Here is a 17,047-nt window from a genome sequence, read left to right as displayed (position 1 = left end):
GACTTAGTTTTCCACTTTTAATAGTTTTATGGGACCATTATCACCAATGAGAAAAACTTTAGAATAATTTGTTCCATCTATTTTTTGGGTAGCTATTATTCTAGCATCAGGGTGTGCATTTCTGATGAAATTAGATAGTTTGAATTTCGCTCCCTTTTCTTTCATTAATACCTTCCCTCTTTGGAAGTTTTGCCCCACATCTTTACTACTCCACCAAGCTACTTCAGATGAAGTACCTTCTTTATAACCTATGAGGTATTGAAGAGATTCTTTAGAATTCATAAGTACGTCCCCTCTACCTTCCACAGGCAAATTGGTATCATTTCCAATCCATTCAGAGCCTGTCCAATAATAATTGACCAACTTTTTTGGACCTCCATGCTTTGATTGATCATATTCTCCTTCATACCAGTATACATGTGGTTGCCCTTGATTATTCATAAATGCTCGGCCAATTTGTCCCCAACGATCTCCGGTATTGACCACCATTGTTTTCTTATCGGCATATTCTTTTGTTATTGGCAATTTCAAAACCTCTCCTTTTACATTATACCACTCTTCGTTTTCAGTATTCAATTTCATGTAATAACAGTTATGACGTTCACTATCATGTGGTCTCATATTTTTACACACATGATAATTATAAGCCACCAAAATCTCATTATTACTTCCCTTATGAAAGTCTAAATACCAAGAGTCATACACATCATTACATACTTTTGTTGGTGATGTAGGCTTAGCTTTTACGATGGATTTTACTGAAGAAAACGTTTTACAATTGTCTTTAGAGACTTGATACACCCAATTACTTCGATGTGCACCATGCCTAAAGAATAAATAAATATCTCCGTTATCCATTTTGATAAACTGACTATATGTAGCAAAAGGTGTTAGATTATCTACGACCTCCCAACTTGATATGTCCATTGGCCGTTTGGTAACCACATGTATTTGTTTACCGCTATTGTAATTCCCTAATGGATTAACACCCATCTTTTTTGAACCTCCATGTCCACCAAAAACAACATGTATATATCCGGCTCCATCCACAATTAAAGAAGGCTTTCCGTGGTTATCAATTTTCCCAGCTTTCTTACCTAGTAAACTTGTTCCTGCCTTGAATGGGCCTATCCATTTTTTTGTTTTATGGTTATAAGCCGCTACAAAAGCATCTTCTTTTTCACCTTGATAGGCAACATAAGTCACTCCATTATAGTATTCGCCTGAATGCCCTGTCACCGGGTTTCCAAAAGCATTATTGGAGAAATAATCGACTTCTTGTGCTTGTGTAAAAAGGGAGATAATAAGGCATGGAAGAAATAGGATCTTCTTTAACCAATAAGTATATTTTTCATTCATGGTTTATCCGTTAATAGCTTAGTTATTCAATTCGATTATACTGATGGATAGAGGTGGAAGCTCAAGGTTTTTAGCCTCTTCATTTATCAAAACCTTAGGATCTTCGTCGATTCCAATATTAGCTACTGGACCTAACTCTTCAAATACAAGTGCTTGATGTTTATAGGATTGCACTCTCTCTTGATTATCAAATAGTACTTTGAAAAGTGCTGTTTTATAGGATAGATTGACTGCAATAATTTTTTGTTTCCCTTCCTTATCCACCATCACCGCATTTACAGCATTCATAGTCTCATTCAATTTAGTAGAGGTGATACTCGATGCAATTATATCAGCATCCATAAATACCTCATTAAAAATTTCAAGAACCGACAAATATCCTCTTTTTTGAAGTGGATAGACTGGCTTTCGTCTATCATCGACTACTACCATTGGATTGAGTGCTTTATTAAAAATAAACCAATTGGCTCTATCAAATACATTTTGATTTTCTGCCATATAAAGGTAAACGTCTGCCATTCCTAAGCAGGCTCCAGAATTCACTTCTACATCCGAATTAGCACTTACTCCCCATTCTGTCATCCAAATTGGTTTATCTCCTGCAAGGCTTCTTATCCATAGAACATCCTCCTCTAACACTTCTCTGGAAGTCAATAATGCACTATAAGCTGAATTACTTTCTCCTGGAACATCGGGATCTGCTCCCATATATTTATGTAAAGAAATAGCATCGAAATATTGTTGATCGCCAATAATGACCTTATTGTATTCCTCATGAGTCCTTCTCCAACTCAATGGAATAGAAACTCTTACTTCTGGAAAACGTTGATGCAATCCATTTGCTACAGAGGATGCCCTATTTAGATAATCGTATTCCGTTTTGGTTTGATTAGAACGCTGTGATTTCCAAAAGTGCTCATTGCCTAATTCAATATCTTTGATTTCAAAACCCAATGCTTCATCTTTTTCTGCCCTAGCCACACAACTTTCGGCATCATCAAAGTTCATGGAATAGGTCCACATCATATGAAAACCTTTTCCATAGTTAGTTAGTTTTTCTTGGTTAAGTGAAGCTATATCATTTATGTTTCCTTTAATTTTTTCAGCATAAATATCCAATGAGGCTTCATGACTTTTATTGTCCCAACTATCATTTTGATAACCATCCGTTTGCCATTGATAAAAGTTAGACCATAAACCACTTGGAAAGCGAATACTTACCGGATTAAACTTCCTGATAAAATCCTTTTCTGTTGATGATTTAAAGCCTTCAATATTATATCCTAGTAATTGGTTTTTAAATTTCTCTTTGGTTGATGTATCTACATTTAAAGTTGCAGAAACTCTTTCTTCAATACTAAACGGATAGTTTTCAGGGCGCTCTACATCAATTTCATCTTCTGGTGTTTTTTCTACTATTTCCTCCTTTTCTTTATTATCTATAACTGGAGTAACATCCTCTACCTTCATACTTTTACAACCGAGCAATAGACTGAAAAAAATGAGAATTGGTATTATACTTTTTATCATTGGAAGTGGTTTTTGATGAGCAATTGAAAATGGAGGAAGCTAGAAATAAAAAATTCACGATAGCCACTTTAAGCGTAATAACTAAAAGCGGCCAACGTGATTTTATATTCCTGTATTACCTATTTGATTAAAACTTTCTTCGTTACAAATCCATCTTTTGTTTGTAACTCAATTAAGTATAAACCTGGAGTTTGATCCGATAAATCGATGCTTACTTTATTGGTGAAAACACCTTCTTTAAGTAAAGCTCCATTTAAACTCACCACTTTATAAGTTACTTGATCTGAAGACGCAAATTCAACATTTACCACTCCATTCGAAGGGTTTGGATATACCTTCGATACCATATCAAGTTGATTTACCGAAGCAACAGTACTTGTAATAAAATTAGCAGTGATATTCATGTTTTGTCTGATAGTCATCGTTAAAGGATTTTCTGTTCCTTCATAATCACCAGACCATGATGTAAACTCGTACCCACTAGAAGCCGTAGCTGTCAAAGTAATTTCAGAACCGCTTTCGTGCACAATAAATTCAGGAGAGATATTTACTGATCCATTTTCTGCAACAACAGTTACTGTAAATTTCTTCACTTCCCAAACTGCATTTACTTCAATATTTTCAGTAACAACTGTCGTCTCGTCAAAGATGTCTCCATTACTCATTTCCCAATGTTGGAAGATTTTGTCTTGATGTACAGGAGTATCTGGCAATTTACATGTACCATCAGCATAGGTAGTTACAACTACAGTATTTTCTCCATCATTAAATGTGACATCATATAGTTGTACCGAAGTCTCATAATGTGCAGTAATATTTAATTCTCCAGTTACTGTAATAGTAATTGGATTCTCAGTTCCTGTAGCATCACCAGACCATGAACTAAACTCGTAAAGATCATCAGCAGTGGCTGTTAATGTAATCTCAGTATTCAGTTCATATCCATCTTGTTCAGGTGATATCGTTACTGTTCCTGTTTCAGAAATAATATTTACAGCATACGTTTTTGCAGTGTAAACAGCTATCACTTCCATGTTTGAAGTTACGACAGAGTTCTCATCAAAGACTTCACCATCACTTGTTGCCCAATACTGAAAAACTTTCTCTTCTTGAGTTGGATCTTCTGGTAATACTACATTTAGGTTTTCATCTGTTGTAGCAGTAGAAGTACCCACACCATCGTTAAATGTGACTGTATAAGATGCTCCTGCTTTATTTAATACAAAATAATCAAGATCATAACCATAACTTAAAGAGTGGAAACGTAACACATGTACACCTGCCTCCATATTTACGGTACCGATTTTTTCAGTCATATAAGCACTTGAACCTGTATTTGTCAACATCTTTTTCGAAATGAATTCAATACCTTCATCAAAGAATGACACCGTAAGTTGTTCATAAGCAGGGCTTCTTCTTGTTTGGTGATTTACCAATACATCATAGTCTCCTGTTTCCGGAATTTCAATAGTATATTCTAACCATTCATTTTCCTTAATATCACGCACCTTAGTTCCATCTGTAGAGATATCTACTGTTTCGTCTGATCTAAATTCTGATGCATTTACATCCGTCTTATCCCAATAAGCAATGTTTTTTCCTCCATTATCATAATGTTCAAAATCAATTCTTCCCGGTACTGCATGAGGAAGGTTTTCATCAGTGTATGGAAGTTGTTCCACATCTGTTGCTTCTATTACGGTAATGACAATTTCTTCGGAAGTTTTTCTAAACGATTCGTTATCTACTGCTACTGCTGTAATTCTGTAAGTACCCACTTCTGTTGGTGTCCAAGTAGTAGCATAAGGTTGAGTTGGATCTGATTTGATTTGCTGATCATTCACCTTGAAGTTCACTCTTTCGATACCCGGATCTGCACTGGCATTAGCAGAAATTGTTATCTCATACCCTTTATATTGAGTTGATGCTTGTTCTGGAGATGTGATTTCTACGACAATACTCTCTTGTGCAGAAACGCTTTGAATAGAACATACTCCAATAAGTAAGAGAGCGAAAGTTAAAACATAGTTTTTTACGAAGGAGTGTACTCCTGATGTTGATAATTTTTGTTTCATATTGCTTAAAGATTTCAATTGTTTATAGATAGAAAAGCGGTGTGATACACCTGAATGTTGTTTTCTATTCGTACTACTTTATGATTATTTTTTTGGTGGCTACACCGTGTTCAGTGATAATTTCTAAGAAATAAATACCTCGTTTTTTACTCGGTATTTCTAAAGTGATTTTGTTTATAAATTTGCCCTGAGTGATTAATCGACCATCAGTATCAAATACTTTATAGGCCGCTTGTTCTACCTCAGGTAATTCGATATTGATGATTCCGTTGGATGGATTAGGATAGACATTCACTCCTTTTTCAAAAAGATCAATTGATGTAACAGCGTTGTCGACTTCTTTGAAAACCACAGTGATTGTATAATCTTTCCCTGATGGAATTACTGCTGGATTTTCAGTTCCATCATGATCACCTGACCATCCTTCAAAAGTGTACCCTTCATTCGGTTCAGCTGTCAATACAATGTTTCCATTTGTATCCCAACTCACATCCACTGTTCCATGATCCCTGTTGTAGATCAGATCCAATTTATTTGCTCTAGACCAAACTGCATGCACTTCAATATCTTCCGTCACTACCGTATTTTCATCAAATACTTCCCCATCCACAGTAACCCATCGATTAAACTCATAGCCTTCACGAGTAGGGTTTTCAGGTAGATCACACGTTCCGTCTTCTTTGGAGTAAGTCGTTACTGTATTTGTACCATCATTGAAAGTCACCAAATACCCACCCCCTATTTTATTCAATTCGAAAAAATCGACATCAAAGCCAAATTGCAAAAAAGTAAAACGTAATACATGATCTCCTTTTTCTAAATAAAACGAGCCGGCTTTTTCAGTAATAAAAGGTCCGTTTCCTGTATACGTCAGTTGCTTATTGCTAATAAAAGTGATGTTCTCATCTGGAAAAGATACCGTAAGTTGTTCCACTTCAGGAGACCTTCTACTTTGATGATTCACGAGTAATTCGTATTCCCCTGGTTCCGTCACATTGATGGTATATTCTAACCATTCATCTGTTTTAATATCACGTACTTTGGTCCCATCAGAACTGATATCTACCATTTCATTTGGTCTAAATGATGAAGAATTTTGATTCACTTTATCCCAATAGGCAATATCAAATCCACCGTGATCGTAATGTTCAAATTCTATTTTACCTGGAATAGTATGGGGCTGATTATCGTCTGTATAAGCCCATTGAATCAGTTGAGGAGTGGTTATTTTGATACTATGTTCTACTGAGTTATCCTGATCATCTAATGCGACGAGCTTAAGAATATATTCTGCTTCTGTTAGATTTCTTAATGCTTCAATTAAAGAGGATAACCAAATAAAGGGAGCTTCTGATAACGTCCCGACATTTACATCATTAACAAAAAGTGTCACCTCTTTATAGCCATTACCTACCTCAGCTTCTACATCTAAATCACTTCCTAAGGGAATTTCTTGATTGTCGATAAGTTCTTTAAAAGATAAAACATACTTAGGGTCAGAAACAGTAATACCAACGCTTGGGGAAAGCACTTCTTCACCTTGTTTATCAAATGCTACAGCTTCAATTGTATAATCCCCTTGTTGTGTCGGTGTCCATTCTGTAGTATAAGGTGAGGTAGTAACGGATTTCAGTAAGGTGCCATTTGCTTTAAAATCAACCTTTTCAATGTCTGCTGTACCCGAAATCTCCGCTGATAGCGTTACTGACTGCCCTAAAATATGTGTTGTTTTATCGAGTGGATAAGTTAGACCAACGTTAAATGGCTTGATGTCTAAATCAAATACTTGCAAGTAAGTAGTACGTTGATCACCTGAGCCTCCATTTTCTTTTAGGTAATAGTATAATTTACCATCGCTTACATGAACTATTCCTTTATCAAAAGTTGGTCCTGTAGTATGTTGGTACACTTCCTGAAAATTGCTTGTGCCTCCTTGTGTTTTTACAATGTTTACTCTACCGTTTTTAAGGCCAATAACATAAATATCATTTCCTGAGGTATATAATTCGCTTCCTGCATTGTACTCTACAGTTGTAAACTCACTATCGCCTGCTTTCCTATATGTATGCAGCTTTTTAGTGACATTAAATTGTTTGTCTTTTACTTGAGATACAATATGTTCATCTCCTCTATCTGTGACCTCAAAATCGAATCCACCCACAATGTGAACCATATTTTGCTGAGTAGTTTCTACATAATCTCCTGGTTCAAAGATTAAGACTTCCTCTGCTTTCACTAAAGGAAGTGTCATTGGTTCACCTTTATAGTTTTTCCAAAGTGAAGCACCCGTTGGATCATCCGAATAAGCATAATATACGCCGTTTTGATACTGAAATTTATCAGATCCATTGCGTAATCTACGTTGAAAACCCAATCTCATTTTACCGCCTGCGAATTTCATGTTACCATAAATACTCCAATCGTGGGTCTCCCCTTTACTTTGAGCACCAAGAGCAGTGACCCCTTCAAAAAGTCCCCATTTATTTTCAGAATCGTCGTACTTAATATACATCATCGCACCATCATGAGAGGTCCCTTTACGCATACATAAAAACAACTCTCCCTCGGTATTTAAGAAGAATTTTGGATAAGTCATTTTAGAAAAGTTCGATGCATTACGAACACCACTCATGGTACAATGTCTGTAATCACCGTCAATAGGATCTTTCACAAATTTATCTAGGGTAAATTCGTCGTCGGTCAACTCTGCAACGTTTTCTTCGGAATAAGAATAACGGAAATAATCATTCACGAAATTACCGCTATTAGAGTAGGCATGCATATCGTAAGCGAGGTGTATTGTCCCGTTAATTGGACTAATACCAATAGCAATAGTGTTGTGTGTTTCTCCAATCCACCACTTTCCACTTAGTCCTGTGTGTCTGTGTGGAAACTCTATGGTTTTTATGCTTCCTGTTGAAGTATTGTAACGTGTCAACATCACATGACGGTTGTCTTTACCTCCTTGATACCAAGTCATAAATACATATTCCTTGTAGGTCTTGATGCAATCGCCATGAGGGTTGATCGAGTTCCCATAAGCATAATCATATGCTGAATTGGGATCATCATTGGTGCTATTCTGATTTTTGACACCATCAAAGTATAGTGCCTTATCAGTAATTTTCACTTCTTTTTCTAAGGTCACTTGTGCATACACACTTTGAGTGATATTAAACCATAGAACGCAAAGAGAAAGCATTAAAACACGATGTTTTAATAAAATAGTTAATCGTTCTTTCATACTGTCTGTTAAGTAATAATTCAAATTGTTCAGTGAGGAAAAACAGATCTATCACATGTTCTTTGTTAGATCAGATTTCCTTTTATATCATTCATTTCTTCGTGGACTAATCCACGAATAGTTCGTCTAAATAAGGACCACTTTTTCCAGTGGTTTCTAGTTTGATCTCGTTCGCCCCCGCTTGGAAATTGACAATGGTATTAACAAACTTCCACTCCTTTTCCCAACCGCCAGTTGGCTTAAAATCGAATGTTTTTACATACGTTCCATTCACGTATAATTTCATAGGATGCAGTTCATTTTGGTTATTGTGCATGTAGCGAAAACGTATGCTAAAATCTCCTGCCTCACCATCGTTTTCTTTAAACCAAGTAACCGATCCCTCGCCTTTATCAAATTGTACAAAACCTGTCCCTTTATAACGGTAAGCATCATTTGATACTTTGGCATTACCATTTAAAATGGCCTCTTCTGCTGCAATGTTTACTCCTCGACCAATCCACATATCTGCGGAGTGTTCATCTCCCCAAAATAGACCTTCATTTTTACCAAAATTTTCGCTCATGGAGAGTAACTCTACATTATTCGAAAGCACTACAGCTTTCACCGTAGTTCCATCTTTAACTGTAAAACCAGCTTTATATTCTTTCCCGCTTTTTAATGGATCTGATGCATCTGTAGTGTAAAGTACTTCTAAATCCATCCTATCATTTTGTCCTATAATCGATAGTTGTTCCACATCGATGAAAATACTATCTGACAAGTACAAGGCTTTATCTCCCAAAATAGAAGCGGTCACTAAAGTAGCTGAATGAGCATTATTTGATGCCTTAGCGAATAATCTATTTTTACCAAAGAATAAGCTTCTGTAATCCAATTTTGTTCGACTAGTTGGATCGATTGGATTACCATTTTCCATGGATACTTTTTGAAGATCGCCCATCAACTTATAATACACTTTATTCTCCCCGTACGGATATAAGTTTCCCTCTTTATCCAAACTCTGAGATGTAATGATATAACTATCAGAAAAGCCATCTTCTGCTTTTAGTTTGGTGATTTCCGTACTCAAAACTTCTGGAGCTCCACTAGTGCTTACTGAAGTTCTTTTAACTACTTTTCCATCTATATAAGCAACTGCTTCTAAAGTACCTTTTTGATAAGGAACCATCCATTCACATTGCATTTCGTTCCATACTGTCCCAGGCTTGTCCTTACCCAATGATGTACCATTAAAGAATAGTTCCACTTCCTCTGCATTAGAATATACCCATACTGGAATTTCAGTTCCCACCTTCATTCTAGGATGTGTCCAATGAGGTAAAATGTGAACCATTGTTTTCTCTGTCCACTGACTTTGATAGAAATAGAACAAGTCTTTTTTGAAACCTGCTACATCCAAGGCTCCTCCCATAAATAAGTTGAAAGGTAAACCTCCATGTACAAGTCCTGCTTCTCCGTAATAATCAAATCCTGTCCAACGAAAATGACCACTGATCCAAGGATTATCACGTACCTGTTCCCAACTCTTTCTAGCTGATATTCTTACTGTTGCATTATCATAAGATGAGTTGAAACGTTGTTTTCTATTTTTCCACTTTTTGGGATCCAATCCTTCATAAAAGAAAATTTCTTTATCTGTCAAGTTTGGTAATTCATACGTCCCAGGAAGCTCATTGTCTCTCCACCAAGTTTGAGTTCTGTAATACCCTCTTGTTTGCCATGTATGTGGTGCTTCTGTAGAAATAAATGGTTTTTCGAAACGTTTGTTCTCTATAAAAGTTTGGGTTTCTGATCCTCCATTTACTCCAATAATATCCATGTCTTCGCTATTGCCTGCACCCGAAGTGTACAATCTTGTCGGGTCGATATTTCTACTGAATGCTACCAATTCTGGAGCAATATCACTATGTGTTTCGTTCCCTAAACTATAGACAAAAATACTTGGATGATTACGATCTCTTTTGATCCATTCTTCGATATCTTTCTGCCACCACTCATCAAAAGCTTGTTTACCATAATCTTCAGGTGCTTTTTTGTGCCATCCATCAAAGATTTCATCCATCACTAACAAACCAATCTCATCACATATATCGTAAAACATAGGTGGCGTTGGGTTATGAGATGGACGTATAGCGTTAATGCCCATATCTTTTAGTAATTGTAGTTTCCATCGAAGCATAGGCTTTGTCCACGCTCCTCCGACGGGACCGCCTTCCCAATGTTCGCAAACCCCTTTTAGTTTTACATTATTTCCATTCAACCAGAAACCTGTACCATTATCCCATTTGATTGTACGGAAACCAAAAGTGGTATTTACTTCATCAATTACTTTTTTACCAACAACCACCTGTGTTTTTAAGACATACAAATTTGGTGATTCGGGACTCCATAATTTGGGTTCCTCCACCTCCATTTTCAATTGATAAGGTGAAGACAACTCTCCTATTTTTTTTTCAGATGAAGATATCAATTCTCCATTTTGTGTCAGAATAGATGTCTTTACCCTGGACTTCTTAGCTACTTTTCCTTGTGTAGCAATGGACACTTCAGCATTTACCATCCCTTTTTTATCGGTGATTTTCGGAGTCGTTACAAAAACTCCATTTGGTAAAATATGTGTGGAATTAACCTCAATTAAATTAACTGAAGCATAGATTCCACAAGGGTGATACCATCGAGCTGAAGGTTCCAAGCTATTATCCACACGAACCGCAATCGTATTTTGTCCTTCTTTTAAATATTTTGATATTAAATAACGAAAACTAATATACCCATAAGGTCTTGTCCCTAATCGATGACCATTTATCCAAACTTCACTGTTCATATACACCCCATCAAAATTGATATAGAAGATGTTTGATAAACTCGACTTAGTAACATTAAACGATTTTCGATACCAACCAATTCCTCCATCGTGATAACCACCACCTTGCATTTGATCTCCTCCATTTCTTACGCCCTTATTGAAAGACCAATCGTGAGGTAGATTCAATACCGTCCACTGTGTATCATCAAATTCTTTTTCGGAGAAATTAGCCTCGTCTTCATCCAATACAAATTTCCATTGTTCATCTAATCGAGTTTCGATTCTTTGTCCATGAACTTGGAACATCAGTACTGATAAAAACAGTATCATCCAATATTTTAACTGACTAAGCTTCCACATAACATTTTAGATGTTTGTTCATTCAATTACTGGGTGCAATCGCTTTTGTGAAAAGGCTGATTATCCTGCCTATCATAAAGACATTGCCAAAACAAATTTTATAGTTTACCCGATTTCAATTTGAAATTGGTTGCTTTAAACTCTGCACTAGAACTTCCAATGCGTAATTCAAAATCTCCATAACCAGGAATCTTTTTCATTTCTAATCCTGTGTATTCCAACATGTCTGGAGTGATTTTAAAAGAAACTACTTTGCTCTCTCCAGCAGCTAATTCAATCTTTTCAAATCCTTTTAATTCTTGCATAGGTCTAACTACTTGGCCAATCAAATCTTTAAGGTATAACTGAACTGTTTCTTTGCCTGCCCTATCTCCTTTGTTGGTAATGGTAATACGTGCAGTCAATTCTGAATCATCAGTCATTTCACTTGATGAAAGTGATATATCAGAATACTCAAACTGAGTGTAACTTAAACCGAAACCAAAGTCGAACAATGGGGTGTTTTCAGCAAAAAGATATCCTTTTTTATAGTTAATTTCTTTTTGGCTGTAGTGGAAAGGAATCTGACCTATTGATCTTGGAACTGTGACTGGCAATTTTCCTGACGGATTTACTTTACCAAATAACACTTCAGCGATCGCATAATTTCCTTCTTCGCTCAAGTCCCAACAATCGAGCATAGCATCTGCTTCTTTTGCAAATGTGTTTACTGATAGCGTTCTTCTATGTTTAAGTACGATAACTACTGGCTTTCCTAACTTCTTTAGTTCTACAATCAATTCATCTTGTAAGCCTACTGGATCGATGCTATCTCTATCTCCAAAAGCATGAGTAAAAAATCCTTCTTTTGATGTAAAATCATCTCCTCCAACTACGGCAACAATCACATCTGCTGACTTTGCTGTATTTATAATTTTTTCAATTCCTTCTTTTTGAATGTTCTCCTTAGTTAACTCAGGAATACCACCTCTACCATTGGTTAAATCAAATCCTTTTTCTGTTACTAAAGTGATGTTTTCACCTACAATAGAAGCAAATTGTTCTTTTACCGTTTCATCTAAAACAGGTCCAACTAAAGCCAACTTCATTGCTTTGTTCGAGTCCAATGGTAAAACACCATCGTTCTTTAATAAGATAATTGATTCACGATCTGATGCTCTTGCCAACTCCAAATTTTCAGGAGTTCTAACGTTATCGTTTACCTTTTTTACTTTAATATATGGATCCTCAAAAAGACCTAAAATGAATTTTGTACGCAATACTCTAGCTGCAGATCGATCGATGTATTGCATCAACTCAGGCTTTTCTTTTACCATTTTTGGCAATAAAGCATAAGCATCCTCCGCATAAAGGTCTACATCAACTCCTGCTAGAAGACCAAGTAAAGCCGCTTCTTCTGGTGTTTCTGCTACTTTCATAAAATAGTGTAAACGACCAATATCATTTGCGTCAGAAACCACATAGCCTTCAAAGTTCCACTGATCACGAAGTACTTCAGTTAATAACCAAGGGTTTGCATGACTTGCAATACCGTTCAAGTCACCATGAGATGCCATAATTCCTAGAGTGTTAGCTTCTTTTACAGCAGCTTCAAAAGGCGGGAAAATTTCATCAATTAAAGTGCGAGGAGAAATTTCAATGGATGCGAAATTGGTACCGCCAGCTAATTGAGCATAGCCTGCAAAGTGTTTTGTTACAGCGCCAATATGTGTTTTGCTTAACCCTTCATAATCACCTTGTAATCCATTTACAGCGTTAATAATCATTTGAGTAGTCAAATAAGTATCTTCACTGAATGCCTCACTCATACGACCAAATCTAGGGTCTCTTACAATATCTGCTTCTGGTGAATGGGTCAAGTGTAAACCTCTCATTCTTGCTTCTCTACCAACTGCATCGTACACCTTTTTGATCAACGCTCTATTAAAAGTTGATGCCATGTTGATCGGACGTCCAAAACTTGTACATCCTGCTGCATCCACTCCATTATATGATTCTGTCACAAAAAAGCCTGGTATACCCAAACGACTATTTTTGATAATGTATTTTTGTAATTGATTGTTTAACTCTGCCGCTTCCTCTGGCGTATTGTGTTCTCCTGGATTCTTAATTCCACCAATACCTAAAGTTAGTTTTTGTTGTACCACATCGGAAAGCACTAATTTACCATCTTCACTAAACTCCACTCCTTTATTGGCATGGAACATTCTCATTTGAGCCACCTTCTCCTCAAGCGTCATTCTTTTTAATAAATCTTGAACTCTGCTTTCTATGTCTGCTTTTGGTTGTTTGTATAAGGCTACCTTATTTTCTTCGTTTGTTTTAAAACTAGATATTAGTCCAACACAAAAAATTGTTATCGTTATTTTTTTAAAAAAATTCATCCTTTCAATCACTTTAAAAAGTTATCCTTTATTTCTCTTCGTTTATTTTGGATGCTTCAAATCACTGATTTTATTTATTAGTCTTACTTACTAAAAAAGGTGATCGATTATCCAATAAACTATTCAATGTCGTTCTACAAATCAATTTCATTTCGGCTAAAAATCATTGGGACTTTCGTCCACTAATGACTTTCGCTCATTACAATAATAGCTGAAAAACAGGGCTCTATTGATGTAAAATAATCCATACTAAAGGTAAAATCGTATTCTCATCAACTTATAACACAATAGTATCAGTATTCAATACTATTGTGTTGTTGATCATGAAAATTGATTAAGATTTTATGAAATCTCCCCAAAAAAAAATTAAAGAAGGGTGTCTGTTTGCTTTTTATATTTTATCAAATACTGACCTGAACCCAATATCAAATTGTTATAGTCTAAGGTGAGATTCTTTACCTGAGAGCCATCTTGTTTATAAATCAATAAGCTTTGTTTCTCTTCTTCAGAAAGTACAATTTTAGCTTTTGTATTAAAAGGAATTTTCAAGTCCATAGTTAAAATACCTCCCTTCATTTCCCATTTGTTTTCCACCTTTCCATAACGGGTTGAAACGGTCACGTCCGCATGTGTTATTGAAGTTGGAAAAGTAGGATCTACAATAAACTCTTTGTAACCTGCTTGTTCAAAAGTTGGTTTCAATCCACCAATCGATTCGAAGAAATAGGCAGAAAATCCGCTATGCATAGGGTGGTTTAATGAATTAGATAAACCAGGCATTTTTTCCCATTCGAATTGTCTTTCTGGCCAAGTAGTAAAACCGTAATTCATCACATAGGTTTGACTTGGGAAAGTAGGAACAGTTAGAATATCATAAGCTAAATCTGATTTACCATGCTTACTTAAAACAGAATAAATGTATCGGTTACCATGAATGCCTGTAGAATGATGTCCGGATTTTTCGACAACAATATTGTGTTCTAAACCATCGATTACAGCTTTGATTTTTTCTTTGGGCACCATATCAAATTGTAGGGCCATTACCGTGGCAGTCTGACTTCCGTACCAAAGATATTTATCGTTTTCCTTTAAGTATTCAAGGTTAAAAGCTTCGCCTAATTGTTGATATTCATTGGCCATCAAAGTGGCATATTGTTTATCATCTACTAGAATGGCCATCTTTTGCATAATATGCAGGATATCATAAAAATAAGCATTGGCTGATATTACTGGATCGCATTCCATTGCAGTCGGATTTCTTTTTCTATCCCAAAGTGGAGGACACCAATCTCCCATTCCATTATCAATTATGCCTATATCATTTTTAAATGAGAGGTAATAATTGGTGAGCTCTTTCATGTCCTCATAGTATTCTATTACGATGGCCGAATCCCCATAATAAAGATAATTATACCATGGTAAATAGATGCCTGCAATACCCCAATCTAATTTTGCAATAGTCGATGTACGTTTCCCTGGAGCAATCATAGTAGGTACTAAATACTCTTTTTCTTTGTGGTGACCTTTTGTTTTCTTTCTTTGCGTTCGGATATCGATCATGTACTTTTTATAGAAATAATCCATCTCATAATTGTAGAGTGCATACTCACAAAAAGCGTGTGCATCGCCTAACCAACCACATTTTTCTCTATGCGGACAGTCTTCTGGAATACCGTGAATATTATCAACGATTGTCCATTTACTAATTTCATGCATCTTGTTCAGTAAAGAATCTGAACATGAAAAACTTCCTTTTTCCTTTATATCTGTCGCAACTAATTCAGCCTTGATAGAATTTAATGAAGGCTTATTTTTTAATCCACTTATTTTTGCATAGCGAAAACCGTGGTAGGTGAATTTTGGTGACCATTGCTGATTTTTTTCGCCATTTGAAATGTAAATCAAATGCTGCTTTAAACCATTTGCTCCTCCGCCGGTACTTCCTAAATAAATATCTTTTCCATCTTGAGTTAATGCTTCTGTAAGAACAATATCAATTCGTTTTCCTTTATCCTCAGATAATTTGATGTTGACCCATCCAGCTACATTTTGCCCAAAGTCTACGATCCAATTTCCATCGGGTGCTTTAAAAATTCTTTGTGCCGCTAAATCTTTTAAAGATCTAATTGGAGGCATCAATTGCGCATTTATTTTCTTAATCTTCGGTTGCTCAATATTTACTGAAGACCATTCTTCATCATTATACTGAATTGTATTCCAATTGGTTAATTCGAATCTGGCATCATACGTTTCTCCTCCATAGATATTATCAAATACAATGGGACCTGTTGTGGCTTTCCAACTTTCATCGGAGTAAAAAGAACTTTGAGTGTTGTTATTATACTTAACATCAATAAGTAAACGAAAACAAGGTTTACCATACGATAAATCTCTTTCTGATTCTGGGTCTCTTTTCCATGAAATATTCTGACCATAGAAACCATTCCCGACAATCGTCCCTAAGGTATTTTGTCCTTCTTTTAAATTCTTGGTAATATCATAAGAAACATAATATGCTTGCTGATCATAATTTGAAGGAGCAGGATCTAATACATGATCACCTATTTTATCTCCATTGATATACAATTCATAATACCCTAAGCCACACACATATGCTCTAGCACTTTTGATCTCTTTTTCAGTATCAATTACTTTTCTGAAATAACCTGCTGCCTGACTTTTCACCATTATTGGCGATTTCATTTTACCCGTTTTATACGCTCTTGGTTGATATTCTGATGTTCTATTATCCACCACAGAAAGCCATTTCGACTCTCCCCAATCTTCTTGATTCATTAACCCCATCTCGAAAGTTCCGATAGGCGACCATTCTGAAGCTTTTCCTTTTTCATCCCAAATTTTCACCTTCCACCAATATTTTTGAAAAGCTTGCAATGGTACTCCATCGTATTTGATATAACTCGATCGATCTGTCATTTTCTTCCCTTCATTCCATACATCAGCATCATCAATATTAAGGTTTTCGGGTGAGCTTGCTACGATTATTTGATAAGCAGATTGACTTTTATTTTCGCCCAAAGCCTCTACTTCCCAGGAAAAAGTGGGTTGTGCTACATCTAAACCCAAAGGATTATTTAACTCATTACACTTTATTTCTTTAAAGGTAATTATCTGATTTTGTTCTTTGATTTTTGGGCTACACCCAAAGAAAAATAGGGCAATAAATATGAAGTAATGGTTGTTCATTAATCTAAAGTTTTAGTTATCGATAATTTTAAAAAAAGGCAGACAATAATGTCTGCCTTTTCGCAATATTGAAATAGCC

General features: G+C 35.9%; 7 protein-coding genes. All 7 read right to left on the bottom strand.

Features of this window, described 5'->3' with window-relative positions:
• Nucleotides 1-3: 3 nt before the first annotated feature.
• Nucleotides 4-1,359, bottom strand: coding sequence for a BNR-4 repeat-containing protein (locus tag KMW28_RS23700; protein WP_169661918.1), 1,356 nt, complete (start codon nucleotides 1,357-1,359; stop codon nucleotides 4-6).
• Between the two features lie 18 nt (nucleotides 1,360-1,377).
• Nucleotides 1,378-2,829 (bottom strand): hypothetical protein, encoded by a 1,452-nt coding sequence (locus KMW28_RS23695; RefSeq protein WP_169661919.1) that lies wholly within the window; start codon nucleotides 2,827-2,829, stop codon nucleotides 1,378-1,380.
• A 179-nt stretch (nucleotides 2,830-3,008) separates the two neighbouring features.
• On the bottom strand, nucleotides 3,009-4,964 hold the full coding sequence (locus tag KMW28_RS23690; RefSeq protein WP_169661920.1) for an InlB B-repeat-containing protein: 1,956 nt from the start codon (nucleotides 4,962-4,964) through the stop codon (nucleotides 3,009-3,011).
• A gap of 73 nt (nucleotides 4,965-5,037) precedes the next feature.
• On the bottom strand, nucleotides 5,038-8,208 hold the full coding sequence (locus KMW28_RS23685) for a BNR-4 repeat-containing protein (RefSeq protein ID WP_169661921.1): 3,171 nt from the start codon (nucleotides 8,206-8,208) through the stop codon (nucleotides 5,038-5,040).
• Between the two features lie 106 nt (nucleotides 8,209-8,314).
• On the bottom strand, nucleotides 8,315-11,377 hold the full coding sequence (locus tag KMW28_RS23680; RefSeq protein ID WP_169661922.1) for a glycoside hydrolase family 2 TIM barrel-domain containing protein: 3,063 nt from the start codon (nucleotides 11,375-11,377) through the stop codon (nucleotides 8,315-8,317).
• Between the two features lie 98 nt (nucleotides 11,378-11,475).
• Nucleotides 11,476-13,761, bottom strand: a complete 2,286-nt coding sequence (locus KMW28_RS23675) for a glycoside hydrolase family 3 N-terminal domain-containing protein (RefSeq protein WP_169661923.1) — start codon at nucleotides 13,759-13,761, stop codon at nucleotides 11,476-11,478.
• 366 nt (nucleotides 13,762-14,127) lie between these two features.
• Nucleotides 14,128-16,968 carry a family 78 glycoside hydrolase catalytic domain gene (locus tag KMW28_RS23670; protein WP_169661924.1) on the bottom strand — a complete coding sequence of 947 codons (2,841 nt, stop codon included), beginning with the start codon at nucleotides 16,966-16,968 and terminating at the stop codon, nucleotides 14,128-14,130.
• Nucleotides 16,969-17,047: the final 79 nt, after the last annotated feature.

Origin of the sequence: Flammeovirga yaeyamensis (genome assembly GCF_018736045.1) — a bacterium.
Classification (GTDB): domain Bacteria; phylum Bacteroidota; class Bacteroidia; order Cytophagales; family Flammeovirgaceae; genus Flammeovirga; species Flammeovirga yaeyamensis.
Note: the sequence above shows the minus strand (reverse complement) of the source record. Positions and strands in the feature narration are given on the sequence as shown.

What these genes read in the sequence shown, in the direction of transcription:
- KMW28_RS23670 (WP_169661924.1), bottom strand. Translation starts at nt 16,968, where the DNA reads ATGAACAACCATTACTTCATATTTATTGCCCTATTTTTCTTTGGGTGT.
- KMW28_RS23680 (WP_169661922.1), bottom strand. Translation starts at nt 11,377, where the DNA reads ATGTGGAAGCTTAGTCAGTTAAAATATTGGATGATACTGTTTTTATCA.
- KMW28_RS23685 (WP_169661921.1), bottom strand. Translation starts at nt 8,208, where the DNA reads ATGAAAGAACGATTAACTATTTTATTAAAACATCGTGTTTTAATGCTT.
- KMW28_RS23695 (WP_169661919.1), bottom strand. Translation starts at nt 2,829, where the DNA reads ATGAAGGTAGAGGATGTTACTCCAGTTATAGATAATAAAGAAAAGGAG.
- KMW28_RS23675 (WP_169661923.1), bottom strand. Translation starts at nt 13,761, where the DNA reads ATGAATTTTTTTAAAAAAATAACGATAACAATTTTTTGTGTTGGACTA.
- KMW28_RS23690 (WP_169661920.1), bottom strand. Translation starts at nt 4,964, where the DNA reads ATGAAACAAAAATTATCAACATCAGGAGTACACTCCTTCGTAAAAAAC.
- KMW28_RS23700 (WP_169661918.1), bottom strand. Translation starts at nt 1,359, where the DNA reads ATGAATGAAAAATATACTTATTGGTTAAAGAAGATCCTATTTCTTCCA.